Consider the following 25,277-nt stretch of genomic DNA (forward strand, 5'->3'; position numbering starts at 1 on the left):
GTCCGTCCAGCGCGACGAACGCCTGAGCGAGCTCATCGCGCGGATCCGGGCCGACGACACCGCCGCGTATGTCTCCTTCACCACTGCGGACGAGCTCGCCGACCAGGTCGCCGGCGACCTGGCGACGATGCTCGCCGAACGGTTCGATCAGTCCCGCGGCACCCTCGGCTCCGAACAGGCGGCGCAGTCGACGACGCCGCTCGCAGCGCGCGTACCGGAGCCGTACACCACGACCATCGGGCGCGACGGGGAGCTGGCCGAGATCCGGGCACTGCTCGCCGGAGGGCTCCACCGGGTCGTCAGCCTCATCGGCCCGGGCGGGATCGGCAAGAGCCGGCTCGCGATCGAGGCCGCCCACGCCGACGCCGACCTCTTCCCCGACGGCGTCTACTTCGTGCCGTTGGACGGGGGTGCTCGAAGCGGGGCTGCTGCTGCCGACCGTGGCCTATGTGCTCGGCATCCGCGATACCGGCGCCGGCGTGCTGGAAGAGCGCATCGGCCAGGCCATCGGCGACCGGCGCGTGCTGATCGTGCTCGACAACTTCGAGCAGATCGTCGAGGAGGCGCCGGTGCTGGTGCGTCTGTACTCGCTCGCCCCGAACGCCTGCTTCCTCGTCACCAGCCGCGTCGTGCTGCGCATCCGCGGCGAGCGCGTGTTCGAAGTCGAGCCGCTGCAGACGCCGGATGCCGATACCCGCCCTTCCCTGGCACAGGCACGCGCCTCGTCGGCGTGCGTGCTCTTCGCCGAGCGTGCCGCAGCCTCGCAGCCGAGTTTCGTGCTCGACGCCGACAACGCCGCCGATGTCATCGCCATCTGCCGCCGCGTGGACGGGCTGCCGCTCGCGATCGAGCTCGCGGCTGCCCGCATCCGGCTCCTGTCACCCCGCGACGTCCTCGAACGGCTCGAGAAGAGCCTGCCGCTGCTGTCGACCGCGGCGCGAGACCTGCCCGACCGGCACCGGACTCTCCGCGCGACGATCGACTGGAGCGTGGGGCTCCTGCAGCCGACGGAGCGGGGCATGCTCGAGGACCTGGGCGTCTTCGGCGCGCGCTTCACGCTCGAGGCAGTGGAGGCGGTCGGTGCCGCGCGGTCGTGGCACGACGGCGCCATCGAGACGCTCGCGACGCTCATCGACGCATCCCTCGTGCAGCGGACGGACACGGCCGGCCGGTCGGTGTTCTCGCTGCTGGCCACCGTGCGGGAGTATGCGGTGGACGAGCTCGAGTCTCACGGAGAGGCGGACGCCCTGCGCATCGCCCACGCGGACTACTACCTCGCTCTCGTGCACCGCGTCGCGCCGCGGCTGCGCGGGTCCGGGCAGGTGGAGGCCGTGACCGAGCTGGGGCTCGAGGTCGCCAACCTGCGTGCGGCCGCCCGCCACCTCGTGCGCAACGGCCGCCTGGACGATGCCGGCGCGTTCGCATGGACGATGCTGCCCTACTGGTGGATCTCGGGCTACTTCGCCGATGTGAGCCTCTGGATGGAAGAGCTGCTCAGCGCGGGAATCCCGATCACCGACCACACCAGAGCGGTGGCGACGTTCTTTCCGCTGTGGGCCGACGTGTGGCGACGGCCCGCCGATCAGGTGGTCGCGGCCCTCGGCGAGTGCGTCGACCTCTTCGTCGCCAGCGGGGACATGGATGCGGCGGCCATGGCGCTCGCGGCCAAGGCGTCGACGCGCATGCAGTTCCCGGACCTCGAAGTACAGACGGCGCGGAGCGAACTCGAGGATGCCGTCGCCCGGCTGGGCGCGCTCGGCAACCGGTGGGCGCAGGCGCTCGCCGAGGTCGCACTCGGTCAGCTCGGCGTGCTCTGCCGCGACATCCCCAGCGCGCTCGTGCATTTCGACCGCGCCGTCGAGATCTCCGACGCCGCCGACGACGCCTTCACCCGGGTGGTGTCGGGAAACAACCGCGCGCGGCTGCGGTTCATGCTCGGCGAGCACGAGGCCGCGGAGGCGGAGTTCCTCTTCACGCTGACACTCTCGATCCGGCTGCATTTCGTGGATGGTGCGACGTACGGCATCGAGGGCGCGTGCGCGATCGCCGCGATCCGCGGCGAGTCGTGGCGCGCCGGGGCGCTGGCGGCCGTGGCCGCCAGCGTCCGTGAGAGCACCGGCGTATACGACATCGCGGGCTTCGCCGTGCATCTCGAGCCGCTCGAAGCGCTCCGCGCGAAGGATCCCGAGAGCGTCGCGGCCGGCGAGCGCGCCGGCGCCGACATGGGTCTCGCCGAAGGCATCCGGCTCGCGCTGCCGGCGGCGGGAGCCGACGCCGCCGTGCGAGAGGCGGTGCCCGCATGGTGATGCACGGCGCGACGCACCCCGTCATCCGCACGCCCGACCAGCGGATCCGGGTGTTCGTGAGCTCGACGCTGCGCGAGCTGGCCGACGAGCGCGCCGCCGTGAAGAGCGCCATCGAGCGCCTTCGGCTGGCGCCGGTGATGTTCGAGCTCGGCGCCCGCCCGCACCCGCCGCGCGAGCTGTACCGCAGCTACCTGTCGCAGAGCGATGTGTTCATCGGGATCTACGGCTCGAGCTACGGCTGGGTCGCGCCCGACGAGGAGGTCTCGGGGCTGGAGGACGAGTACAACCTCGCGCCGCGGGCGATGCCGAAGCTCATCTACGTGAAGGCATCCGATCAGCGCGACGAGCGCCTCGCCGGGCTCATCGCGCGCATCCAAGCCGACGACACCGCCGCCTACCTGCACTTTGTCACCGCGAGCGACCTCGAGGACCAGGTGGCGGGAGATCTCGCGATGCTGCTGGCCGAGCGCTTCGACGAGTCGCGGCGAGCCGACGATTCCGAGCCGACGGATGCCGGCGCCTCCCTCGTCGGAAAGGTGCCGGTCCCCTACACCACCACGATCGGGCGCGACGCGGACGTCGAGGCGGTGCGCACCCTGCTCTCGCGGGGCACCGACCGCGTGGTGAGCCTGATCGGCCCCGGCGGGATCGGCAAGAGCCGCCTGGCCATCGAGACGGCGCTGGCGTGCGAGGACCTCTTCCCCGACGGAGTTTTCTTCGTGCTGCTCGAGGGCGTGCTCGAACCCGGACTGCTGCTTCCGACGATCGCCTATTATCTCGGCATCCGCGACAACGGCGAAGCCGCGCTCGACGAGCGCATCTCGCACGCGCTGGAGGGGCGACGGACCCTCGTCGTGCTCGACAACTTCGAGCAGATCGTCGACGCCGCGCCCGCCCTCGTGCGTCTGTACTCCGTCGCGCCGACCACCACCTTTCTCGTGACGAGCCGCATCGTGCTGCGCATCCGCGGCGAGCGCGTGTACGAGGTCCCGGCGCTCACGACGCCCGTCGGTCATGCGCCCGCGAGTCTCGATCCGACCACGCGCACGGCCGCCGTCGCGCTGTTCGTCGATCGCGCGCAGGCCATCGACCCCGCGTTCGAGGTCACCGCCGACAACGCCCGGGATCTCGCGGACATCTGCCGGGCCCTCGAGGGCTTGCCGCTGGCGATCGAGCTCGCCGCCGCGAAGGTGCGCATCCTCGACGCCGCCGGGATCGCACAGCGCCTGGAGCAGAGCCTGCCGCTGCTGACGGCCGCCGTGCGCGACCTGCCGGAGCGGCATCGCACGATGCGGGCGACGATCGACTGGAGCGTGAGCCTGCTGCCCGAGCATGAGCGCGACCTGCTCGAGGACCTCGGCGTCTTCGCGACGCGCTTCACCCTCGACGCGGTCGAGGCGCTCGGCGCCGGGCGGTCATGGGACGGCCAGGCGCTCGACGCGCTGGCGGGGCTCGTGGACGGCTCGCTGGTGAAGCAGCACGAGATGGGCGGCCGTCGCGTCTTCTCGCTGCTGGCCATCGTGCGAGAGTACGCCCTGGGGCGCCTGAAGGCCCGCGGCGATGCCGACCGGGTGCGCCTCGCCCACGCCGACTACTACCGCGCCCTCGTGCAGCGGGTCGCCCCCGATCTGGGCGGCCCCGGGCAGGCCGAGGCGGTCGTGCGGCTCGGTCTCGAGCTGCCGAACCTGCGCGCCGCCGTGCGGCACCTGGTCTACACCGACCGGCTCGACGAAGCCGGAGACTTCGCATGGTGCCTGCTCATCTACTGGTGGATTTCGGGCTTCTTCGCCGAGGTGCGGCTGTGGATGCTCGAGCTGCTCGAGAAGCAGCACGAACAGCCGATCACCCCGCACACGCGTGCGGTGGCGTGGTTCTTCGCGCTGTGGGGCGAGATGTGGCAGCGCCCCAGCGAACAGGTCGTGGCCGGGCTCGGGGAGTGCGTGCGGCTGTTCACCGAGAGCGGGGATCAGGATGCCGCCGCCATGGCCCTGGCCGCGCGTGCGACGGCACGCGTCCAGCTGTCGGACCCGGACGCCGACAAGGCGGAGGGCGAGCTGCGTGACGCCGTGGTGCGTCTGCGGGAACTCGGCAACGGGTGGGCCGAGGCCATCACCGAGGTCTCGCTCGGGAGACTCGCATGGGTGCGCGGCGCGACGGGGGACGCGCTCGCGCACTTCGACCGCGCGTCGGCCGTCGCCGAAGCGGGCGGCGACCTCCACACGACGTCGGTCGCCGGAAACCTCCGGTCCCGGCTGAACTTCCAGCTCGGGCACATCGAGCTCGCGGAAGAGGAGTTCCTGCAGACGCTCCTGGTCTCGGTCCGGCTGCACTACGACGAAGGCGTCGCCTACGGGCTCGAGGGGGTGTGCGCGGTGGCCGCCGCGCACGGTGAGGCCTGGCGGGCCGCCGCGCTGGCCGTCGCCGCCGGCGAGATCCGCCGGCGCATCGGCATCTTCGACGTCGAGGCGTTCACGGTGCACACGCCGTACCTCGAGATCCTGCGCGGCCGCGACCCGCAGAGCGTGGCCGCGGGCGAGGCGGCGGGGGCCGAGCTCACTCTGGTCGAGGCCGTGCAGCTCGCTCTTCCCGAGTCGGACTTCGCGAGCGTCGCCGACGCGTTGCACGGCTGGTAGCGCCTGCTCCTCAGCCGGGCGGGCGGCTCACCGGCTCAGCCGGCGATGCGGGCGTGGCGGAAGCGGATGCGGGTGCCGGGCCGGGCCTGCGCGACCAGGTCGAGCGCGGCATCCGCCACCGCCGCGATGACCGGATAGCCGCCCGTGACGGGGCCGTCGGCGAGGAGGATCGTGGGACGGCCGCTCGGCGGCACCTGCAGGGCTCCCGGCACCATGCCCTCGCTCGGAAGCTCGCCCGCTCTCGCGCGCGGCAGCTCGGGTCCGTCCAGGCGGGCACCGACGCGGTCGGCGTCGTTCGACACCGTCCACGCCGCGTCGAAGAGGGTCTGCAGCGCGTCGGGGGCGAACCAGTCGGCACGGGGCCCGGGCGCCAGCTCGAGTTCCAGTTCGTCGTCGTGCGGCGCGCCCCAGGGGGCCAGATCGGCGACCGGGATGGCATCCTCGGCATCGTCGCGGACCGCGAGCACGTCGCCGCCGCGCAGCGCCGCCGGGCCGAGGCCGGCGAGCAGGTCGGTGGCGCGTGAGCCGAGGGAGAGGCGGCCCTCCAGCCCGCCGCGCACCGCGAGGTAGGCCCGCGCGCCGCGCGCGAACCAATCGACGTGCAGCTCCGCGCCGGCCCGCCAGCGGTGCGCGGTATACGGGTCGATCTCGTGGCCGTCGAGACGCAGCGGACCCCATGCGCCGGACACGGCGACCCAGAGGTCGCGTTGAGCCACCGCGCGCAGCCCGCCCATCGTCACCTCGATCCCCGCCGCGCCCTCGGGGTTGCCGAGCAGCCGGTTCGCGGTGCGCAGCGCCGAGCGGTCGAGCGCTCCCGAGACGGCCACCCCGACCGATGCCGCGCCCGGGCGTCCAAGGTCCTGCAGGGTGGAGAGCAGGCCGGGCTCGACGATCCGGATGCCGCCGCCCTCGAGCCCGTCGGCTTCGGCTGCCGGCGTCGGAATCGTGCCCGGCGGCAGGTCGGGGCGGGCGGAAGGAGGCCCCTCGATGCCTGATCCGCGACCCTGATCGTTCCCATCCTGCTGCCGGGCACGATTCGCCGCCGGTTGAGACGAGGCGCCCTCGACCTCATCGACTTCGGCTGCCGGCGTCGGAATCGTGCCCGGCAGCAGGTCGGGGCGGGCGGAAGAGGGCCCGTCGATGCCTGATCCGCGACCCTGATCGTTCCCATCCTGCTGCCGGGCACGATTCGCCGCCGGTTGCGGCGAGACGCCCTCGAGCGCGCCGGTCGCGGGGCGGAAGCGGACGCGGGTGCCCGGGGCGAGAAGGGCGGGCGAAGCGGCGTCCGCATCGAACAGCCGGGCTCCGGTCGTGCCGATGAGGCGCCAGCCGCCGGGAGTCTCCCGCGGGTAGGCGCCCGTGAAGGCGCCGGCCAGCCCGACCGCTCCGGCCGGGACCCGCGTGCGCGGCGACGACAGCCGGGGCGTGTCGAACGGCCAGTCGGCGCTCACGAGGTAGCCGAACCCGGGCGCGAAGCCGGTGAACGCGACCGTCCACTCCGCGGTCGAATGGCGGCGCGAGAGTTCGTCGGAGGTGACGCCGAGCAGGTCCGCGGTCTCGGCGAGGTCGGCGCCGTCGTAGACGATGTCGAGCACGACGAGCGGCTGGTCGGCGGCGTGAACGGGCCCGGCGCCGGCTGCGGCCGCAGTCGCCCATGTCCGTGCCGCCGGCAGCGCGAGCACCCGCGGGTCGACGCGCACGAGCACGGTGCGGGCGGCCGGCACGATGTCGACGACACCCTCGGGTCGGGTGGCGGCGAGCGCCGCATGCACCGCCAGCACCTCGTCGATCCCGGCGGCCTCGAGCAGAAACGCCCGCTCCCCCATGGGCAGCACCCGCACGCTCACCACGGCGCCCGCACCTCGACGCCGGCGCCGTCCAGCGCCGCCCGCACCGCGCGGGCCATCGCGACGGCGGCGGGCGAGTCCCCGTGCAGACACAGGGATGCGGCTGGGTCCACGCGGCCGGAGGCTCCGCTCCACGCGCCAGCGGCGCGTGGAGGGGCGGTGAGAAGCGCCCGGATCACCGATCCGTCGACCGCCTCGACCTCGCCGTCGAGAGCGAGCCGCACGGCGCGCGCCGCAACCAGGTCGGGGTCGTCGAGCAGCGCGCCCGGCTCCGACCGCGGGACGAGTCCGCCGTCGGGCCGGTATCCGCGATCCAGGAACGCCTCGCGCACGAAAGGAAGACCCGCGGATGCCGCGGCGCGCGCGATCTCGCCGCCCAGACCCAGGATCGGCAGAGGGCGGCCGATCCCGCTCGAGATCCCGGCGACGGCGCGGGCGACGGCATCCGCCTGCGCCGGATCGTGGGTGACCGCGTGGTAGAGCGCGCCGTGGGGCTTGACGTAGCGGAGGTCGGCGCCGGCCAGCCGCAGCGCCTCGAGCTGCCCGGCCACGCTGGCGGCGAGCTCCGCGGAGTCCATCGCGACCGGCAGGCGCCCGAAGTTCGCGGGATCGGGGTACGACGGGTGGGCGCCGACCGCGACACCGAACCGCGAAGCCCGGGTCACAGCCGCGGCCATCGACGCGGCATCCCCCGCGTGTCCGCCGCAGGCGACGCTGGCGCTCGAGATCACCGCGAACATCGCCTCGTCGTCGGCCGTCGGCACGCCGTCCACGGTCTCGCCGAGGTCCGCGTTGAGGTCGATCACCGCCATGGCTTACACGGTATCCCCGTGCTCGCGGCCATTCCCGTCCGCTCTGGGAAAGAAATGCGCCCGGAACCGTCATCGCAGGTCACTTCGCTCAACGAATGCGGCCACGCGTTACGGATGCGTAAAGGCTGGCGCCGAAGCGGTGCGCAAAGCGCGCGCGCCAGGCAGGATGGAGCGCATGGCCCGAACAACTGAACGTCTCGCGGCCGGAGCGCCGCTGCTCCAGGTGCGCGACGTCGCCGTCGAGTTCCAGACGATCGACGGCCCCGTGCACGCGGTCGAGGGCGTCGACCTCGACATCGCCGCCGGCGAGACCCTGGCGATCGTCGGCGAGTCCGGATCGGGCAAGTCGACCACCGCGATGGCGGTGATCGGGCTGCTTCCCGGCAACGGCCGCGTCACACGGGGCAGCATCATGCTCGAGGGCGAGGACCTTGTGGGGGCTTCGGAGAGCGTGATGCGCAGCATCCGCGGGCGCTCGATCGGACTCGTGCCGCAGGACCCGATGTCGAACCTCAACCCCGTCGCGAAGATCGGCACGCAGATCGCCGAGACCCTTCTCGCCCACGGGCTCGCGACCCGCAAGGACGTCGACCGCAAGGTCGTCGAGACCCTCGCCGCCGCCGGTCTTCCGAACGCCGAGGACCGCGCCAAGCAGTACCCGCACGAGTTCTCGGGCGGTATGCGCCAGCGCGCCCTCATCGCCATCGGGCTCGCGTGCGACCCGAAGCTGCTCATCGCCGACGAGCCCACCAGCGCGCTGGACGTCACGGTGCAGAAGACGATCCTCGACCAGCTCGGACGGATGACCCAGGAGCGCGGCACGTCGGTCATGCTCATCACGCACGACCTCGGGCTCGCCGCCGAACGCGCCTCGCGCGTCGTCGTGATGAACCGCGGACGCATCGTCGAGCAGGGCCCGGCCCGGCAGATCCTGGAAGACCCGCAGCACGCGTACACGCAGGCCCTGGTCAGGGCGGCGCCGTCGGTGGCGGCGGTGCGCCTGCGACCCGAGGTGTTCCGCACAGCGGCTCCCGGCATCCCGGTGCCCGACATCAGCCCGGCTCCCGAGCGGACGGATTCTGCGACGGACGTCGCGGCGACGGATGCCGCGCCCGCCGCGACAACCGAGCCCCGTGCCGCGAAGCACGAGGGCGGCACGCCAGCCGAAGCCGAGGCGACCGGTGAGGCCGACTACATCGTGGAGGTCGAGGGGCTCACCAAGATCTACCCGATCCGCGGGCAGAAGGAGGACTTCACCGCGGTCAAGGACGTCTCATTCGCGATCCCGCGGGGCGAGACGGTCGCCATTGTGGGCGAGTCGGGTTCGGGCAAGACCACGACCGCCCGCATGCTGCTGAAGGTCATCGAGCCGACCGCGGGGGCCATCCGCTTCGACGGGCAGGATGTCGCGACCTTGAAGGGGCGGCAGCTGCGGGAGTTCCGGCAGCGGGTGCAGCCGATCTTCCAGGACCCGTACTCGTCGCTGAACCCGATGTTCTCGATCGAGCGGATCATCTCGGAGCCCCTGGAGTTCTACAAGCGCGGGTCGGCCAAGGAGCGCGCGGCACGCGTGCGCCAGCTGCTGGACGACGTGGCGCTGCCCGAGGCCATGCTGCGCCGCTACCCGTCCGAGCTGTCGGGTGGCCAGCGCCAGCGTGTCGCGATCGCCCGCGCCCTGGCGCTCTCGCCCGACCTCATCGTGTGCGACGAGCCGGTGTCGGCCCTCGACGTGCTCGTGCAGGACCAGGTGCTGACGCTGCTGCGCGACCTGCAGCGCGAATACGGCCTGAGCTACCTCTTCATCTCGCACGACCTCGCGGTGGTGCGCCTGATCAGCGACTACGTCTGCGTCATGAAGGACGGGCAGCTGGCGGAGGCGGCATCCTCCGAAGAGATCTTCACCAACGCGCGCGACCCGTACACGCGGCGGCTGCTCTCGTCGATCCCCGGCAACGAGCTCGACATCGCGGTCTGACCCCCGCCGGTAACCCCGGCGGCCACCGTGCTCCGCAGTCAGGATCTGCGGGCGACGGCACACTGGGTGCGCAAAAAGTGACTGCGGACCACGAGGTCATCGTGCTCTGCAGTCAGGATCTGCGGGCGACGGCACACTGGGTGCGCGAAAGGTGACTGCGGAGCGCAGACTGCGGAGCGCAGCCGGAGGAGCGCGCAGACGGAGGAGCGCGCGAGACGGAGGGGCGCGCGAGACGGAGGAGCGCGCGAAACGGATGCCGCGACCCCGCGCCGCTCAGCGGGCTCGGGTGCGGGGGTCCATCGCCTCGCGCAGGGCCTCGCCGAACAGGGTGAAGCCGAGCGCGGTCACCGTGATGCAGATGCCGGGGAGGAACGCCAGCCACGGGGCGATCGCGAGCTCGAGCTGCGCGTACGTGAGCATGCGGCCCCACTCCGCCGTCTGCGGCACGTCGCCGCCGAGTCCGAGGTACGACAGCGCCGCCGCCTCGATCACAGCGGTCGCAAGCGACAGCGTGCCCTGCACGATGACCGGTCCGACCGAGTTCGGGAGCACGTGGCTCATGGTGATCGTGCCGCGCCCGAGGCCCAGCGTCTGAGCCGAGAGCACGTAGTCGGCGTTGCGCTGCTGGAGCATCGAGGCGCGCAGCAGGCGCGCGAACACCGGCACCTGCACCACGCCGATCGCGATCATGAGCGACGCCTGGTTCTGCCCGATGATCGCGGCGATCGACACCGCGAGCAGGAGCGAGGGGACCGACAGCATGATGTCGACGATGCGCATGATCAGCGTGTCGACCCAGCCGCCGAACATGCCGCACAGGAATCCGAGGATCATGCCGCCGACGAGGCCGATCGCCGTCGAGATGACGCCGATGAGAAGCGTGGCGCGGGCGCCCCAGATGAGCTTCGACAGCACGTCGCCGCCGAAGCGGTCGAGCCCGAGCGGGAACTCCGGGATCTCGCCCGGACCCGGGATGTACGTGGGAGTGATGTAGCGCTGACCGGGCAGCTCGGTCGCCCCGTACGGGGCCAGCCACGGCGCCAGGAGTGCGACGAGCAGGAACACCGCGATGATCCCGGCACCCACCCATGCGCTGGGGTTGCGGCGCAGCCGTCGGAAGACCGCGCGCCAGAACCCGCCGCCGCCGGTGCGGGCGGCCATCAGCTCCTTGTCGTCGACGGAGGTGTCGTCGACGGGTCCGCCGCTGGGCGCGGGCGGAAGCATCGCAGAGGTCATGCCGGACCTCCCGTCGCCGGAAGAGGAACGAGTGTCATGAGACCCTCACTCTCGGGTCGATGAAGCTGTACGAGACGTCGACCGCCAGGTTGATCAGGGCGTAGCCGACGGCGATGAAGATGATGAAGCCCTGCAGGACCGGGTAGTCCCGCGTGAAGATCGCCCGGGCGAGGAAGGAGCCGATCCCCGGGTAGGCGAACACCGTCTCGGTGAGCACCGCCCCCGAGATCAGCAGTCCGACCTGCAGACCGATCGTCGTGATGACGGGGAGCATTGCGTTGCGCAGGATGAAGCGGCTGCGGATGGTGGAGCGCGAGATGCCCTTGGCCATGCCGGTGCGGACGTAGTCCGAGTTCTGCACCTCGAGCACCGAGGCCCGCGTGATGCGGACGATGATCGCCAGCGGGATCGATGCCAGCGCGATCGCGGGCAGGATCAGGTGCAGGAACGCATCCCACGCGGCATCCCACTCCCCTGTGATGATGCCGTCGAGCACGTAGAAGCCGGTGTAGTGGGTCGCGTCGAGGCGAGGGTCCTGGCGACCCTCGGACGGCAGCCACCCCAGCTGCACCGCGAACACCCACTTGAGGATGAAGGCCAGGAAGAAGACGGGGATGGTGATGCCGAGCAGACTCGCGCCGACGAGGATGTGGTCGGATGCGCGCCCGTGACGCCGCGCGGCGAGGTACCCCAGCGGGATGCCGATGCCCACCGCGAGGATGATCGCGAGGAAGCTGAGCTCGAGCGTCGCCGGGAGGCGCCGCAGGAACTCCTCCAGGACGGGCTGGCGCGTCTGCAGCGACGTGCCGAAGTCGCCCGAGAGCAGCTGGCCGAGCCAGGTGAAGTACTGGACGATCAGCGGCTCGTTGAAGCCGTACTGCTCGTTGATCAACTCGACCGCCTCGGGCGTCGCACGCTCGCCGAGCAGCGCGACGGCGGGGCCGCCGGGAAGGGCGCGCACCCACAGGAACAGCAGGACGGACAGGCCGAGCAGGGTCGGGATCAGCAGAAGCAGCCGGTGGCCGATGGTGCGTAGCACGAGATGGTTCTCCGAGGACGCGGGCGAGATCTGGCGGTATCACGGATGCCGCGACCCGGCGGCGAGACCGGGTCGCGGCGTCCGCGTTCTCAGCGCGTCACTCGCTGAGCTCGACCATGTTGTAGACCTCGTCCTGCACGGGGCTGGCCGGGTACGAGGTGACCCGCTCGGCGAAGGCGAGCGTCGGCACCGGGTGGGCCAGCGGGATTCCGGGGAGGTACTCCATGATCTGCTCGTTGACGTCGAGGTAGGCGGCTTCCTGATCCTCGGCGGTCGCGAGACCGCGGGCATCGGTCAGCGCCTGCGTGAGCTCGGCGTTCTCGAAGCCCCACTCATTGCCGGGCGAGGCGAAGAACGTCCCGACGAAGTTGTCGGGGTCGTTGTAGTCGCCGGTCCAGCCGAGCAGGTGGATGCCGTGGTCCGCGCCGCCCTGGATGCGGTCCAGGTACGTCGGGTTCCAGTCCTCGCCGACCGGCGTGAGCACGATGCCGACGGCCTCGAGCTGCGAAGCCAGGTTGGTGTAGATCTGCTCCGGGTTGGGCATGTACGGACGCGACACGTTCACGGGGTAGTTGAACTGCAGCGTCAGCGGGTTCGCCTCGTTGTAGCCGGCCTCGGCGAGCAGCGCCTGGGCGGCCTCGGGGTCGTACTCGTAGGTCGTGACATCCTCGTTCCAGCCGATGACCGCGGGCGGCATGAACTCGCGCGCCACCTCGGTGCCCTCGGGCAGCACCTGCGTGACCAGCTGCTCCTTGTCGACCGCGTGCGCGATCGCCTGGCGCACGCGGATGTCGGCCAGCGCCGGCACCGCCTGGTTCATGGCGAGGTAGAGGATGTTGAACGGGTCACGGTTGACGAGGTTGAACCCGGCCTCCTCGAGAGAGGCGAGATCAGCGGGGGCGACGAGGTCGTATCCGTCGATCGAGCCCGACTCGAGGGCCTGACGGCGGGCAGTGGTTTCGCCGATCACCTGGAAGATGACCTCCTGCACCGCTCCCTGCTCGCCCCAGTAGTCCTCGTAGGCGCTGAGGGTCACCGTCTCGCCGGGCGCCCAGTCGTCGAACTTGAACGGTCCGGTGCCGACCGGGTGGGCCTGCGCGTACTCGCTGAGCACGGGTGCCTCGGCGGTGCCGCCCACTTCGTCGGCGTTGTACTCCTCCAGCGCCGTGGGGCTCTGGATCGCGAACGACGGCAGCGACAGCGCCGGGATGAAGCCGGCGAAGGGCTGCGTCAGCGTGATCGTCGCCTCGGTGTCGCTCGTCGCCTCGCAGCCGCCGTAGATCGAGGTGCCGGTCTCGGCGTAGCCGCGCATGAGCTTGCCCCAGTAGTACGACAGGCTCTCGGTCGCCGCGAGACCGGTGAAGTTGTTGATGCGGTCGAAGTTGAAGCAGACCGCTTCGGCGTTGAAGTCGGTGCCGTCGTGGAACGTCACGCCCTCTTTGAGCTGGAAGGTGTACGACAGTCCGTCCTCGGACTGCTCCCAGCTCTCGGCGAGGCCCGGAGCGGGGTCGGCCGTGCCCGGCTCGACGCCGACCAGACCCTCGAAGATCTGTCGCGAGACGCGGAAGGTCTCGCCGTCGTTGGCCATCGCCGGGTCGAGGCCGGCGATATCGCCCGATGAGGCGAAGATGAACGTCGAGTCGACGTCACTCGCCTCTTCCGTGCCGCCGCCTTCTTCGCGCTGACTGGCGCAGGCGGTCAGGACGACCGCCCCGATGGCGACCGCCGCGGCGCCGGTGAGCCAGCGCCTCTTGGCTGTGTGGAGCATGTGCTGTGCACCTTCCGTGTCGTGGGGGCCGAGCTGCACGTCGTCGTGGAGCGGAGGTGCGCGCAGCCCTCAGCGGGGTTCGATGCCTCGACGCTACCCGGGTCGGGCGGTACCGAGGATTACACCTGTGTCTCGATTGTGTTTCGACATGTCCGGATGCCTCGATCTGGGCGATCTGCGAAGGGCACTCGGCCCGGCCGGAGCAGAAGTGCCAATCGAGGTCGTGAGCGCGGCGCAGACGGCTAGCGTGGGAGCCATGGCGCGGGCGAGGAACGAAGCGGCGGTCCCCTCCGCGCGGCTCGCGGACGGCACGCTGGCCAGGATCATCCCTTCGACCTTCGGCGGCGGCTTCGAACTCGATGTCGACGGCACCCCGCAGTCGCACGTCGACCTCGACGACCCGACGCACCTGCACTTCGAGTACGTCGCCCGGATGGCCGCGGTCATCGACCGGCTCCGGATGCCGGGGCAGCCGCTCACCGCCATCCACCTCGGCGCGGGAGCCCTCACCATCCCCCGCTACGTCGAGGCCACCCGTCCCGGCTCACGGCAGCAGGTCGCCGAGCTGGAGCCGGCCCTGTGGGACCTCGTCCGCGAGAACCTGCCGCTGCCCCGCGGGGCGGCGATCCGGGTGCGGATCGGGGACGCCCGCGAGGTGCTCGGACGACTTCCCGCGGGACTCGTCGGAGCGGCCGACCTCGTGGTCTCGGACGTGTACTCGGGCGCGCAGACGCCCGCGCACCTGACGACGGTCGAGTTCTTCACCGAATCGGCCCGCTTCCTCGCACCCGACGGCGTGCTCCTGGTGAACGTCTCCGATGGGGCCGGGCTCGCCTTCGCCCGCCGCGAGGTGGCGACGGTGCAGGCGGTCCTCGAGCACGTCATCGTCCTGGCCGAGGTGCAGACGCTGAAGGGCCGGCGGTTCGGCAACCTCGTGATCGCAGCATCCCGCGCGCCGCTGCCGACCGAATGGCTGCCGCGGCTCATGGCGGCCGGGCCGCACCCGGCGAAGGTCGCCGAAGGACGTGAGGTGGTGGAGTTCGCGCGGGGCGCCCGGGTCGCCACGGACGGCGATGCCACACCGTCGCCCCGGCCCGCGGCATCCGTCTTCGATCGTTGACCCGACTCGGCGTGGCACGACCCGACCCGCGCGACCGAGAAGGCACACTGGAGGGGCGACCGGCGGCGCGGGTGAAGGGAGTCTTCGTGAGCTACATCAAGGGATACGACCCCGACACACTTCGCGAGAAGGTGGACGCGCGCGCGTGCCAGGAACGCCTCGATGAGATCGGCGAGCAGCGCAGCCTTCCAGCCCTTCTCGAGCGGGTGTGGCTGCTGAAGGTTCTCGACCGCGTCGAGGACGCCCTCGTGATCTCGGAGCAGTCGGTGCGCGTCGCGCGCATGGCCGGCACCCGCAAGGATCTGCTGCGTGCGCGCATCCTGCACGCGACGGTGCTGCAGGCCCGCGCTGCCTACGCCGCCGCCGACCAGGAGCTGACGACCTGCGCCGAAGAGGCCGAGGGTCAGGGCTGGGCGAGCATCGCGGCCTTCGCCTACCAGCACCGCGGCAAGGTCAACTACGACGCCGGCGACTTCGAATCCGCTCGCAAGGACTTCAAGCGCGCCCTGTTCCTCCGCCAGGAGTCCGGCGCCACGCAGGAGCAGCTCGAGTCGACCCTGCTCGCCGTCGATGCCGCGGACCGCCGACGGTCCGCGACCTCCGTCGCCAGCTGACACCGGCCCGCGGAGCCGTGTCGTAGATACGTTCTACTCTCAGCACATGTCGGAACTGCATCGCGTGCGCCATTGGGCCGACGCCCTCATCGCGGCCCACCTCGACTCGTCGTGGACCTTCGGGTTCGACAACGCGAAGCGGCGCGCCGGTCTCTGCGACTACACGCACAAGCGGATCAGCCTGTCGCGCTACCTCGCGGCGAGGTACGACGACGACACGAACCATCAGACCCTGCTGCACGAGGTCGCGCACGCGCTGGCCGGGGCCGGAGCCGGTCACGGCCCGAAGTGGAAGGCGGTCGCCCGCGAGCTCGGCTACGTGGGCGGCACGACCCACGCCGGCGAGACCGCCACCGAGCTCGCACCGTGGATCGGCGTATGCCCCGCCGGTCATGTCGCCTACCGGCACCGCAGGGCGACGAGGCCCACCTCGTGCGCGAAGTGCGCGCCCCGCTTCGACGAGCGGTACACCTTCGCCTGGACCCGGCGCGAGATCACTCCCGCCGCGCGGCTCGCGGCGCTCACGCCGCGGTAGGAGGGTCGGCCGTTCAGTCCGCGGCGAAGGTCCCGTCGCGCAGGACCGGGGCGACGGATGCCGCATCCAGTGCCGCCGCTGCGAGCACCTCGTCGCGGCGCCCGAGGTCCAGCAGCTCCTGGCCGGACCCGCAGGCAGTGAGCAGATGCCGGAGCGCACCGCGGAGGCCGCGGAAGGCCTCGCAGGCCGCTGCCGCCTCCGGCGACGTGTGGTCGATGCCGAGGTCGCCGAGCGCGGCGACGACGGCCCCCGCGCCGAGCTGATCCTCGACCGCGAACCGCAGGGGCGCGCCTGCTTCCCGGCCGGTCAGCTCACCGGCGGCGATGACCGCGATACTCGTCCGGTCCCCGCGCCGCTGCTGCTCGGCGAGCGCCGCCTCCGCGACGGCACCGGCGTTCCGCAGGCACCCGAGCATGACGACGGCACCGGATGCCGCAGCCGCCGCGGCGACCGCCGCACCGTTGAGGGAAACGCGGTGCGCGGCATTCAGCGGCACGGTCTCGCCTCGGGCGACAGCATCCGTCACCGTCGTGGAGAACCGCAGGACGTCGACCACCACGACGACATCGGCCAGTGCGAGACGGGCCAGCCCGGCCGCGCCCCACTCGAACCGGACCTGATACCGCCGCTGATCGAACGGCGTCTCCGGGGCCACGCGCCCGCTCGGCTCCGCGGAGCCCGCGGCGGCGCGTGAAGGGGGCGTGGGAAGCATCCCTCCAGCGTAGGACGGCCGCCGGCCGGGGCGGGTCCGGTGACGTCCGTCAGCTCGTACTCGCGGATCGGCAGCCGGGCAAGGGCGCAGTGCCCGCGCAGCTGCGGTGCGACACTGAAGCATGCAGATCCTGCTGAAGTTCGTGATCGACTGCGACCCCGACGCCGCGTGGCGGGCGGTGCACTCTCCGCGGGCAGTGGCGGAGCTCTACGGTCCCATGCTCGATCTCGAGCCCCTCGTGCCGAGCGGACTGCCGACGGCGTGGAGTCCGGGCGACGACGTGCCGGTGCAGCTGTCGGCACTCGGGGTGGTGCCGATGGGCCGTCAGCTGATCCATGCGAGCGAGCGCATCGTGGATGAGCCCGGTGGGCGTGTGCGGATCTTCCGCGACAGCGGCATCCCGCTGACCGGCCCTCTCGCGAGCCTCGACGTGTGGGACCACCAGATGGCGATCTCGCCCGCTCCCGGCGAGCCCGGCAAGACGCTGTGGCGCGACCGGCTCGTCATCGGCGGCCCGACCGCGCCCGCCCTGTGGCCGGTGCTGTGGGGCATGTGGCAGTGGCGCGCCGCGCGCATCCGCTCGCTCGCACCGACCTGGGCGCACGACCCCGAGACCCCGGAGGGGAAGCCGGGCCACGAGCCCGTCGCCGACCACGGCGCCACCCAGAGTCGGCCCGGCGCCGCGCCTGCCACCGACGAGCGGAATGAGTGACGTCACCGTCCGGATCGCGACCACCGACGATGCGCTCGCGATCGCGCGCGTGCATCTGCAGACCTGGCGCGAGACCTATACCGGCAAGCTCGCCGATGATGTGATCGAGGGGCGACCGATCCCAGAGCGTGCGGCCGCCCTGGTGCGCCTGCTCTCCGGCGAGTCCCCGTTCGGCCCGCAGACGCTGTGGGTCGCCGAGCGGGAAGGCACGATCGTCGGATTCGCGTGGGCGGGCGACTGCCGCGACGAGGACCGCACAGGGCAGGCCGAGCTCTACGCGATCAACGTGCTGCGCGCTCACCACGGCAGCGGCGCGGGTCAGCGGCTTCTCGACGCCTCGGTCGGCGACGATGCCGCCTCGCTCTGGGTGCTGGAGGACAACCCGCGCGCCCGCGCCTTCTACGAGCGCAACCGCTTCGTCGCCGACGGTGCGACGAAGGACGACGAGCGGCTGGGCGGTGCGCACGAGATCCGCATGGTGCGCGGCCGGCTGCGCTGAGCCGAGTCACCCGGAACAGGCGCTCCGGCGCATTCCGGACGCACGATCGAACGACCCGACTCCCCCGGAACAGGTGTTCCGGCGTACGCAGGACTGTTCACGATCGAACGACCTGTCCTCGCCGGAACACCTGTTTCGAGCACAAGGCTCGAGCGTGACGCAAGCGGATGCCGCGGCACGAAGCTCGCGCGCTCAGTCGCCCGGGATGACGGTGAGCACGCGCGCGGTGTACTGCAGGAACTTCGCCATGAAGGTGCGCAGGAACTTCTCGACCTCGGGCTCGGTCACCGTGCCGTCGTCCTCGATCAGACCGGGCGTGACCTGGATGTACGCCTCGGGCGAGGTCATCTGGCGTGCGTTGAGATAGCTGAGCGTGCTGCGCAGAGTCTGCTGGGCGACCGCGGTGCCGATCTTGCCGGGTGAGGCGCCGATGACGGCGGTGGGCTTGTCGTCCCAGGCGTTGTCGCCGTACGGACGACTCCCCCAGTCGATCGCGTTCTTCAGCGGACCGGGAATGGACCGGTTGTACTCCGGCGTCACGAACATCACGGCGTCCGCGGACTGGATCGCCGCCTTGAGATCGCGCGCCGCCTGCGGGTAGTCCCCGTCGAGGTCGCGGTTGTACAGCGGCAGCTCGTCGTACGAGATCTCGAAGAACTCGAACTCGGGCGGTGCGACGCGCTGCAGGGCCGAGGCCAGGAGCCTGTTGATGGACTCGCGCGACAGGCTCCCGATGATGATGCCGACCCGGTACGGCGGCTCGTGCTCGATGATGTCGATCTCCATGCTTCGAGCGTGCCTCCGTGGCCGAGGCCAGGGCACCCCCTTGACGGGAGCCGTTCGCGCCGAACCCGGGCCGGCAGGCGAGCGGATGCCTCGGCGCGAAGCCGCGCCGAGAGACACGCTCCCCGCAGCTTCACGCCACGCCCGGTCATGCGCGAAGTGGGCGTGGGGAGTGTCGGTCTCCCCACGCCCACGGCGGGGCCGTCGCGCTCAGTCGGCCAGTGCCTCGACCGGCGCGACGCGCGTCGCCAGGCGGGTGGGCACCACCGCCGCGACGAGTGTCAGGACGGCCGTCGCCCCCACGAGGACGGCGACGAGGAGCCACGGCACGGCCGGGGCCACGAGGGTCGGGGCGGAGAACGACGGCGGCATCGGCACGGCGCCGAGCAGCGACTGCGCCGCCGCCCAGCCGTAGGCAATGCCGAGCACGAGGCCCGTGAACGTCGCGGCGATCGTAATGTGCGCCGCCTCGAGCAGCACCATGCGGCGGACCTGTCCGGTCGAGACGCCCAGTGCGCGCAGCAGCCCGAGCTCGCGTCGCCGCTGTACCACCCCGATGGTCAGCAGGTTCACGAGGCCGACCGCGGCGATCATCGCCGACACCGCCACGAGGCCCATCATGATGCCCGCGAAGGTGTCCATGAGCGTCGTCATGTCGGACGGGAGCGGGCCGTCGGCCGACGCCGCGAACACGGCCTTCTGCGTCTCGAGGGCGACGGCGAACATCGTCACGAGCGTGACGCCCATCACGACGCCGATCGCCATGCGGCTCGAGCGCTCGGGGTACCGCAGAGCGTTCTCGGCCGCGAGGCGCGCCGGCGCCGATCGCCCGAAGGCACGCCCCACGAGGCGCAGCACCGGAGGCATCACCAGCGTCGCGCCGATCGCGAGCCCGGTGAACGAGAAGATGCCGCCGAAGAACGCCACCACCACGCCGAGCGGTGTGATCAGTCCGAGCAGGATGCCGCCCGCCAGCAGCGCCCCGCCGATCGCGAACAGCGCGATCGCGGCACCGTTGCGGCCGCCCTTGCGCACCTGCGCGACGTGCGACACCTCGACCGCGCCGCCGAGCGCCTGCAGCGGCGTCACCGTGAGCACCCGGCGCGATCCGGCCCACGCCGCCGCCCACGTCGTCAGCGCCACCACGGCGGCAGGGATGACGAGGACCGCCTGCACCACCGAGTACTCGACGCCGGCGATGCCGAGCACGGCCTCGGCGATCAGGATTCCCGCCCACGACAGCAGCGTTCCGCCGATGAGCCCGAGCGCCGCGCCGATCACTCCGACGATGAGGCCCTGCCGGGCGATCTCGCCGCGCTGGGAGCGGGCTGAGGCGCCGATGAGGCGCATCAGCGCGATGCGGCGGGTGCGGCCAGCGACCACGGTCGCGAAGGTGTTGGCGGTGACGATCGACGCCACGTACACAGCCACCCCGACGAGCAGCACCGACAGGATCCCGAGCACCAGCGCGAGCGTGCCGCTGTCGCCGATGTACGGATCCGCGCTCAGGAGCGCCGCGATGTACCCGGTCGCGCTGAGCAGCACCGCACCGAACGCGCTCGAGATGGCCGCGACGAGGATGCTCGCTCCCATGCCGCGCTCACGCAGCCATCCGGGCGACCCGCCACGAGCAGCGGATCGAGGGACGGATCCGGATGCCGCGGCCTGCGGCATCCGCTTGTCCGGGGCCTGCGCAACCGTACTCACGATGCCACCCCCGCTGCGGAAGCCGCAGGTACCGTGCCCAGCTCGGAGGCGAGCATGTACGCCGAGATCTCCTCCGGGCTCTGCCGCGGCTTGTCGGCGACGAGGCGGCCGTCGCCGAGGAAGAGCACGCGGTCGGCGTGCGACGCGGCGACAGGGTCGTGAGTGACCATCGCGATGGACTGGCCGTGATCGCGGCTCGCGGCGGCCAGCAGTCCGAGCACTTCGCGGCCGCTGCGCGAGTCGAGGTTTCCGGTGGGCTCGTCGGCGAAGACGAGGTCGGGTGAGGTGGCCAGGGCGCGGGCGATCGCGACGCGCTGCTGCTGCCCGCCCGAGAGCTGGTGGGGCCGGTGCCCGAGGCGCGCGGTCAGCCCGAGCGTCTCGACGAGCCCGTCGATGCGCGAGCGCTCGAGCGCGGTCGGCCGGCGCCCGTCGAGGTCGAACGGCAGCAGGATGTTGCCGAGCGCATCAAGGGTGGGCACCAGGTTGAACGCCTGGAAGACGAAGCCGACGCGGCGACGTCGCAGGATGGTGAGCTCGAGGTCGGACAGCCCGGTGATGTCGGTGTCGCCGATCCACGCGCGCCCGGCGGTCGGTGCGTCCAGGCCCGCCATGATGTGCATCAGGGTCGACTTGCCCGAGCCGGAGGGCCCCATGATCGCGGTGAACTCGCCGCGGCGGATCCCCACGCTCACGCCGTCGAGGGCCCGCACCGTGCTCTCGCCGGCTCCGTAGGTCTTGGTGAGCTGCTGGACCCGGGCAGCGAGCCCTCCCTGCGCGTCTCTCCACGCACCGACTTCGTCGTTGCGCGGAGCCTCGGACGGGCTGGGGCCCAGGTCGGTCGATGAAATCTCCATGCCTACGACGTTAGGAATCCGCCTGCCCTCCGGCGTCGGCCGGTGGAGGCATCCGCCGTACATCGCGAGGATGATCTTCCGGTGCAGCGCCGGCGGGGATATCGTCGCGACAGGCCCACGACGATGAGGGAGACCCGATGCCCGCCACGCCTCTGCCGCCGAGCGGCGACCTGCCTGCAGGCCCCAAGACCTGCGACGCGAGCGGGATGGCGATGATCCATCGCGTGTTCCGCCATCACTTCGGCGATGCGCCCCGGCTCGTGCGCGGGGTTCGAACCGGCGACACCGCGCACGGGGAGGTCGTCGCGACGCACCTCGACCTCATCTCGAGCGCCCTCCACGCGCATCATGAGGGCGAGGACGAGCGCCTTTGGAGCGTCCTCGAGGAGCGCGCTCCGGCGTGCGCATCGCACGTGTCGCGCATGCAGGAGCAGCACGCGGCGATCCTGGCGCCGCTGGCCGACCTCGACGCCTCCCTTCCCGCCTGGCGCGCGTCGGCCGCCGATCCGGATGCCGTCCTCCAGGCGCTCGACGGGATCAACGCCGCGCTGGCCGTGCACCTCCCGGACGAAGAGGCGAACATCGTGCCGGTGATGGAGGTCACCCTGACCGAACGCGAAGCGGAGTGGTTCGGCGAGCACGGCCGCAAGGCCACTCCGAAGGGCCAGATGTGGAACGCCCTGGGCGGCATCATGGCCGCCCAGCCCGACGGCGGCGAGTGGTTCTTCCGCACCGAGCTCCCCGCTCCCGCCCGCCTCCTGTGGAAGCTCGTGGGCAAGCGGCAGTACGAGCGCAACCTCGTCGCGCTCGAGGGCCCTTAGCTCAGCATCCCCTCCCCCTCGGGGGAAGCTCAGGCCAGGCCGTGCTCGAAGGCGAAGACGACCAGCTGCACGCGGTCGCGCAGGGCCAGCTTGGTGAGGATCCGGCTGATGTGGGTCTTCACGGTGGCCTCCGAGAGGAACTCCCGCGCGGCGATCTCGGCGTTGGAGAGCCCGCGGGCCGCGAGCGCGAAGATCTCGCGCTCGCGCTCGGTCAGCTCGGCATAGGCCGGCGGGACGGGGCGGGCCGCGGCATCCGTGAATCTCTCGAACAGCTCGCGGGTCGCCGACGCGGCGATGACGGCCGAGCCGGCGTGCACGGTGCGGATCGCGGCGAGGAGGAACTCGGGGTCGGCGTCCTTCAGCAGGAACCCGCTCGCCCCCTGCCGGATGGCGCGCGCCGCGGCCTCATCGAGATCGAACGTCGTGAGCATCACGATGCGGGGCGGCTCCCGGCCCGGCTCCGGCGGATCGGCCAGCAGCTCGGTCGTCGCCGCGAGCCCGTCCATGACGGGCATCCGGATGTCCATCAGCACGACGTCGGGGCGGCTCGCGCGCACGACGTCGAGCGCTTCGCGACCATCGGATGCCTCGGCGACGACTTCGAGGTCGGGCTGCGAGTCGACGAGCATGCGGATGCCCGCGCGGAACAGCGCCTGATCGTCGACCAGCGCGACACGTATGCGGGTCATGCTCTTCCTTCGGTCGTGCGCGGCCCGCAGGTGCGGTTTCGATTCCGCGTCCGCCGGGGCGCCGTCCGCAGGTGCGGAGATCCGGGCCGACACGCCGTGCGGCGGCATCCGCTCCCGGCGAACCGGGCGCCGCGTCCGCACGAGCGGATCCGATTCGGCGCACGGACACCGCCGTAGCCGCGCATCACGGCGCCTCTCCCACCGGGAGGACGGCCGACACGAGGAAGGAGCCGGCGGGGTCGGCGCCTGCATCGAGCCGCCCGCCGACCAGCTGGGCGCGCTCGCGCATGCCGATGAGTCCGTGCCCGCGGTGCGCCTCGACAGAAGGCGGTGTGCCGGCGAGCGGGTTGCGCACCTCGACCTCGACCCGGTCGGGCAGCCACGCCAGCCGCACATCGACCGGTCCGCCCGGCGCGCCATGCCGCAGCGCGTTCGTCAGGGCCTCCTGCAGGATGCGGTACACCGCGAGCTGCGCCGAGGCCGGCGGCGTGCCGGGTGGCGCCGGATCGACGTCCACGCGCAGCTGGACGCCGGCCGCGCGCACGTGCGCGTACAGGGTCTCGAGGTCGGCGAGCGTGGGCTGCGGACCGTCGCCCTGCCGGTGCCGCAGCTGCGTCAGCAGCAGGCGGACGTCGGCGAGCGCCGCGCGCGCCGTCGCCGAGATCGTGCCGAGCGCTTCGCTCGCGAGGGCGGACTCGGGCGTGACCGAAGGCGGACCGGGTGCCGCAGCCCCCGCGCCCGATGACGTCGGCGAGTTCGCACCGTGAGGCTGGTCGGCGACCGCATCGGGGGATCCCGCCGGCCGTGCGGCCGCGAGTGCGTACCGGGCGCCGTCCGCCTGGGCGATCACGACCGCCAGCGAGTGGGCGACGATGTCGTGCATATCGCGGGCGATGCGCACGCGCTCCTGCTCGGCCGCCGCTTCGCCTTCCGCCCGCTCCTGGGCTTCGCGGTTAGCTCGCGCACGCACCGACGAGCGCAGGAGCGCGCCCACCGTCCACGACAGGCCGAGCGCGAACGCCGCCGCGACCAGCAGCAGCAGCGCGGACGGCAGCGTCTCCCACGACAACCCGCCGCCGCTGAACATGAGCGGACCGGTGGTCAGATACACCGTGATGACCAGCGCACCGAGGATGGCAGAGGCGAAGCCCGCCCAGTACAAGCGCGTCGAACCGTAGGCGGCCGTCGCATACAGCACGGCGAAGACCGCGAGGTCGGCGAAGCTCGGCGACCGGCCGAGGCCCACCTGCAGCAGGGCTCCGGCCCAGGCGAGCCCGAGCGCCAGCGCCGGAGAGACACGACGGACCGCGAGCGCCCCGCTGAACAGCGCGGCGATGAGCACGGCCGCGAACAGCGTTGCGGGCCGGCCGATGAACGCCTCCACGGTCGCCTGCCCGGTGATCACGAGCTCGATCGGCGTCGCGATGAGGAAGAAGACCACCGCGATCGATACGTCGACGACGAGCTGGAAGGGCTTCAGTCGGCGGAACACGAATTCACGCTACGGGAGAACGGATGCCGCGGCATCCGTCCCGCGCTGTACGGCGGGTGCGACGGCATCCGCCTCGCGATGTACACGGCTCGCGGCGTTAAGGTCGGCCGGCCCAACCATTGCCAGGCGGAGCGCAAGGCTTTACTGTCGCGTCACAGGGCGAAACCGACGGGAAACGTCGGGTCGACAGGATCAGGGAACGGGGCTGCTCCATCGATCCGACCCCGTCGGTCCCTGCCCGAGGGACCCAGCCAAGGACGGACGGAGAACCATGACCACGGTACGCGCGGCCATTTCACAGACCACCTGGACCGGCGACAAGGAGTCGATGCTCGACAAGCACGAGGGGTTCGCGCGGGATGCCGCCGCCCAGGGTGCGCAGGTCGTGTGCTTCCAGGAGCTGTTCTACGGCCCGTACTTCGGGATCACGCAGGACAAGAAGTACTACCGGTACGCCGAGGCCGCCGACGGCCCCATCGTTCAGCGTTTCGCCGCGCTCGCGAAGGAGCTCGGGATCGTGACGGTGCTGCCGATCTACGAAGAGGCGGAGACCGGGGTGTACTACAACACCTCGGTGCTCGTCGATGCCGACGGCGCCGTGCTCGGCAAGTACCGCAAGCATCACCTGCCCCACCTCGACCGGTTCTGGGAGAAGTTCTACTTCCGCCCGGGCAACCTGGGCTACCCGGTCTTCGAGACGGCCGTCGGGCGGGTCGGCATGTACATCTGCTACGACCGCCACTTCCCCGAAGGGTGGCGCGAGCTGGGACTGGCGAACGCCCACATCGTGTTCAATCCCAACGCCACCAAGCCGGGGCTGTCGAACCGGCTGTGGGAGGTCGAGGGGCCGGCGGCGGCCGTGGCCAACGGCTACTTCGTGCTGCAGCCCAACCGCGTCGGACGCGAGGACAACGAGTACGGCGACCTGGCCGTCGACTTCTACGGCACGAGCCAGGTGATCGATCCGCGAGGGAACTTCGTGGGCGAGCGGGGCTCGAGCGAACACGAGGAGCTGCTCGTGCGCGACCTCGATCTCGGAATGGTGCTGGAGATGCGCGATGACTGGCAGTTCTATCGCGACCGCCGGCCGGACTCGTACACCCGGATCGCGAAGCCCTAGGAG

Annotated in this window: 21 protein-coding genes; 10 read left to right on the forward strand and 11 right to left on the reverse strand. The window is 71.7% G+C overall.

Annotated features, from left to right (window positions below; translation table 11 throughout):
* Window positions 1-410 precede the first annotated feature (410 nt).
* Both WYM_RS21185 and WYM_RS21190 read left to right on the forward strand, forming a co-directional pair.
* Entirely contained in the window at window positions 411-2,306 is a 1,896-nt protein-coding gene (locus tag WYM_RS21185; protein ID WP_019181438.1) for an ATP-binding protein, read from the forward strand.
* The gene (locus tag WYM_RS21190) at window positions 2,300-4,939 is read left to right on the forward strand and encodes a DUF4062 domain-containing protein (protein ID WP_051008135.1); all 2,640 of its coding nucleotides are present in this window, start codon (window positions 2,300-2,302) and stop codon (window positions 4,937-4,939) included. Before WYM_RS21185 ends, WYM_RS21190 begins: the two co-directional genes overlap by 7 nt.
* Before the next feature lie 35 nt (window positions 4,940-4,974).
* Here the strand turns inward: WYM_RS21190 and WYM_RS13820 are convergent, their stop codons facing one another.
* Window positions 4,975-6,789, reverse strand: coding sequence for an urea amidolyase family protein (locus tag WYM_RS13820; RefSeq protein ID WP_019181439.1), 1,815 nt, complete (start codon window positions 6,787-6,789; stop codon window positions 4,975-4,977).
* Window positions 6,783-7,598 carry a 5-oxoprolinase subunit PxpA gene (locus WYM_RS13825; protein ID WP_019181440.1) on the reverse strand — a complete coding sequence of 272 codons (816 nt, stop codon included), beginning with the start codon at window positions 7,596-7,598 and terminating at the stop codon, window positions 6,783-6,785. The genes WYM_RS13820 and WYM_RS13825 overlap by 7 nt, the downstream gene beginning before the upstream one ends.
* A gap of 175 nt (window positions 7,599-7,773) precedes the next feature.
* On the opposite strand from WYM_RS13825, the gene WYM_RS13830 reads away from it, so the two are divergent.
* Window positions 7,774-9,573, forward strand: coding sequence for an ABC transporter ATP-binding protein (locus tag WYM_RS13830; RefSeq protein ID WP_019181441.1), 1,800 nt, complete (start codon window positions 7,774-7,776; stop codon window positions 9,571-9,573).
* A 273-nt stretch (window positions 9,574-9,846) separates the two neighbouring features.
* On the opposite strand, the gene WYM_RS13835 is transcribed toward WYM_RS13830, so the two are convergent.
* The 3 genes from WYM_RS13835 to WYM_RS13845 all read right to left on the reverse strand — a co-directional run bounded on the left by WYM_RS13835 (window position 9,847) and on the right by WYM_RS13845 (window position 13,616).
* Window positions 9,847-10,809, reverse strand: a complete 963-nt coding sequence (locus WYM_RS13835; RefSeq protein ID WP_019181442.1) for an ABC transporter permease — start codon at window positions 10,807-10,809, stop codon at window positions 9,847-9,849.
* A gap of 34 nt (window positions 10,810-10,843) precedes the next feature.
* Complete coding sequence (locus WYM_RS13840) at window positions 10,844-11,848, reverse strand: ABC transporter permease (RefSeq protein WP_019181443.1); 1,005 nt, start codon at window positions 11,846-11,848, stop codon at window positions 10,844-10,846.
* Between the two features lie 97 nt (window positions 11,849-11,945).
* Window positions 11,946-13,616, reverse strand: coding sequence for an ABC transporter substrate-binding protein (locus WYM_RS13845; protein WP_019181444.1), 1,671 nt, complete (start codon window positions 13,614-13,616; stop codon window positions 11,946-11,948).
* A gap of 256 nt (window positions 13,617-13,872) precedes the next feature.
* Here WYM_RS13845 and WYM_RS13850 point away from each other — a divergent pair, with 256 nt between their 5' ends.
* The 3 genes from WYM_RS13850 to WYM_RS13860 all read left to right on the forward strand — a co-directional run bounded on the left by WYM_RS13850 (window position 13,873) and on the right by WYM_RS13860 (window position 15,885).
* Window positions 13,873-14,736, forward strand: a complete 864-nt coding sequence (locus tag WYM_RS13850; protein ID WP_026059820.1) for a spermidine synthase — start codon at window positions 13,873-13,875, stop codon at window positions 14,734-14,736.
* 86 nt (window positions 14,737-14,822) lie between these two features.
* Window positions 14,823-15,350, forward strand: a complete 528-nt coding sequence (locus tag WYM_RS13855; RefSeq protein WP_026059821.1) for a hypothetical protein — start codon at window positions 14,823-14,825, stop codon at window positions 15,348-15,350.
* 46 nt (window positions 15,351-15,396) lie between these two features.
* Entirely contained in the window at window positions 15,397-15,885 is a 489-nt protein-coding gene (locus tag WYM_RS13860) for a SprT-like domain-containing protein (RefSeq protein WP_019181447.1), read from the forward strand.
* A 13-nt stretch (window positions 15,886-15,898) separates the two neighbouring features.
* On the opposite strand, the gene WYM_RS13865 is transcribed toward WYM_RS13860, so the two are convergent.
* Complete coding sequence (locus WYM_RS13865) at window positions 15,899-16,597, reverse strand: 2-phosphosulfolactate phosphatase (protein ID WP_019181448.1); 699 nt, start codon at window positions 16,595-16,597, stop codon at window positions 15,899-15,901.
* 121 nt (window positions 16,598-16,718) lie between these two features.
* Between WYM_RS13865 and WYM_RS13870 the strand changes: the two genes are divergently transcribed.
* The gene (locus tag WYM_RS13870; protein ID WP_019181449.1) at window positions 16,719-17,309 is read left to right on the forward strand and encodes a hypothetical protein; all 591 of its coding nucleotides are present in this window, start codon (window positions 16,719-16,721) and stop codon (window positions 17,307-17,309) included.
* Window positions 17,302-17,808 (forward strand): GNAT family N-acetyltransferase, encoded by a 507-nt coding sequence (locus WYM_RS13875; RefSeq protein WP_019181450.1) that lies wholly within the window; start codon window positions 17,302-17,304, stop codon window positions 17,806-17,808. The genes WYM_RS13870 and WYM_RS13875 overlap by 8 nt, the downstream gene beginning before the upstream one ends.
* Window positions 17,809-18,000: 192 nt before the next feature.
* On the opposite strand, the gene WYM_RS13880 is transcribed toward WYM_RS13875, so the two are convergent.
* From WYM_RS13880 to WYM_RS13890, 3 genes are all read right to left on the reverse strand, one after another.
* Entirely contained in the window at window positions 18,001-18,594 is a 594-nt protein-coding gene (locus WYM_RS13880; RefSeq protein ID WP_019181451.1) for an NADPH-dependent FMN reductase, read from the reverse strand.
* A gap of 207 nt (window positions 18,595-18,801) precedes the next feature.
* Window positions 18,802-20,184, reverse strand: coding sequence for an ABC transporter permease (locus tag WYM_RS13885; RefSeq protein WP_019181452.1), 1,383 nt, complete (start codon window positions 20,182-20,184; stop codon window positions 18,802-18,804).
* 110 nt (window positions 20,185-20,294) lie between these two features.
* The gene (locus tag WYM_RS13890) at window positions 20,295-21,152 is read right to left on the reverse strand and encodes an ABC transporter ATP-binding protein (RefSeq protein ID WP_019181453.1); all 858 of its coding nucleotides are present in this window, start codon (window positions 21,150-21,152) and stop codon (window positions 20,295-20,297) included.
* 137 nt (window positions 21,153-21,289) lie between these two features.
* On the opposite strand from WYM_RS13890, the gene WYM_RS13895 reads away from it, so the two are divergent.
* Entirely contained in the window at window positions 21,290-21,973 is a 684-nt protein-coding gene (locus tag WYM_RS13895; RefSeq protein ID WP_019181454.1) for a hemerythrin domain-containing protein, read from the forward strand.
* A 29-nt stretch (window positions 21,974-22,002) separates the two neighbouring features.
* Here the strand turns inward: WYM_RS13895 and WYM_RS13900 are convergent, their stop codons facing one another.
* Entirely contained in the window at window positions 22,003-22,662 is a 660-nt protein-coding gene (locus tag WYM_RS13900) for a response regulator (protein WP_019181455.1), read from the reverse strand.
* Between the two features lie 184 nt (window positions 22,663-22,846).
* Window positions 22,847-24,154, reverse strand: a complete 1,308-nt coding sequence (locus WYM_RS13905) for a sensor histidine kinase (protein ID WP_019181456.1) — start codon at window positions 24,152-24,154, stop codon at window positions 22,847-22,849.
* 271 nt (window positions 24,155-24,425) lie between these two features.
* Here WYM_RS13905 and WYM_RS13910 point away from each other — a divergent pair, with 271 nt between their 5' ends.
* Window positions 24,426-25,274, forward strand: a complete 849-nt coding sequence (locus WYM_RS13910) for a nitrilase-related carbon-nitrogen hydrolase (protein WP_019181457.1) — start codon at window positions 24,426-24,428, stop codon at window positions 25,272-25,274.
* The last annotated feature ends 3 nt before the right edge of the window (window positions 25,275-25,277 follow it).

It is taken from the genome of Microbacterium yannicii PS01, assembly GCF_000304335.1.
Lineage (GTDB): Bacteria > Actinomycetota > Actinomycetes > Actinomycetales > Microbacteriaceae > Microbacterium > Microbacterium yannicii_A.

Excerpts from the sequence above, each read along its gene's own strand:
- WYM_RS21190 (WP_051008135.1), top strand. The coding sequence starts at position 2,300 with ATGGTGATGCACGGCGCGACGCACCCCGTCATCCGCACGCCCGACCAG.
- WYM_RS13890 (WP_019181453.1), bottom strand. The coding sequence starts at position 21,152 with ATGGAGATTTCATCGACCGACCTGGGCCCCAGCCCGTCCGAGGCTCCG.
- WYM_RS13875 (WP_019181450.1), top strand. The coding sequence starts at position 17,302 with ATGAGTGACGTCACCGTCCGGATCGCGACCACCGACGATGCGCTCGCG.
- WYM_RS13900 (WP_019181455.1), bottom strand. The coding sequence starts at position 22,662 with ATGACCCGCATACGTGTCGCGCTGGTCGACGATCAGGCGCTGTTCCGC.
- WYM_RS13910 (WP_019181457.1), top strand. The coding sequence starts at position 24,426 with ATGACCACGGTACGCGCGGCCATTTCACAGACCACCTGGACCGGCGAC.
- WYM_RS13835 (WP_019181442.1), bottom strand. The coding sequence starts at position 10,809 with ATGACCTCTGCGATGCTTCCGCCCGCGCCCAGCGGCGGACCCGTCGAC.
- WYM_RS13830 (WP_019181441.1), top strand. The coding sequence starts at position 7,774 with ATGGCCCGAACAACTGAACGTCTCGCGGCCGGAGCGCCGCTGCTCCAG.
- WYM_RS13865 (WP_019181448.1), bottom strand. The coding sequence starts at position 16,597 with ATGCTTCCCACGCCCCCTTCACGCGCCGCCGCGGGCTCCGCGGAGCCG.
- WYM_RS13870 (WP_019181449.1), top strand. The coding sequence starts at position 16,719 with ATGCAGATCCTGCTGAAGTTCGTGATCGACTGCGACCCCGACGCCGCG.
- WYM_RS13885 (WP_019181452.1), bottom strand. The coding sequence starts at position 20,184 with ATGGGAGCGAGCATCCTCGTCGCGGCCATCTCGAGCGCGTTCGGTGCG.
- WYM_RS13850 (WP_026059820.1), top strand. The coding sequence starts at position 13,873 with ATGGCGCGGGCGAGGAACGAAGCGGCGGTCCCCTCCGCGCGGCTCGCG.
- WYM_RS13895 (WP_019181454.1), top strand. The coding sequence starts at position 21,290 with ATGCCCGCCACGCCTCTGCCGCCGAGCGGCGACCTGCCTGCAGGCCCC.
- WYM_RS13880 (WP_019181451.1), bottom strand. The coding sequence starts at position 18,594 with ATGGAGATCGACATCATCGAGCACGAGCCGCCGTACCGGGTCGGCATC.
- WYM_RS13825 (WP_019181440.1), bottom strand. The coding sequence starts at position 7,598 with ATGGCGGTGATCGACCTCAACGCGGACCTCGGCGAGACCGTGGACGGC.
- WYM_RS13845 (WP_019181444.1), bottom strand. The coding sequence starts at position 13,616 with ATGCTCCACACAGCCAAGAGGCGCTGGCTCACCGGCGCCGCGGCGGTC.
- WYM_RS13860 (WP_019181447.1), top strand. The coding sequence starts at position 15,397 with ATGTCGGAACTGCATCGCGTGCGCCATTGGGCCGACGCCCTCATCGCG.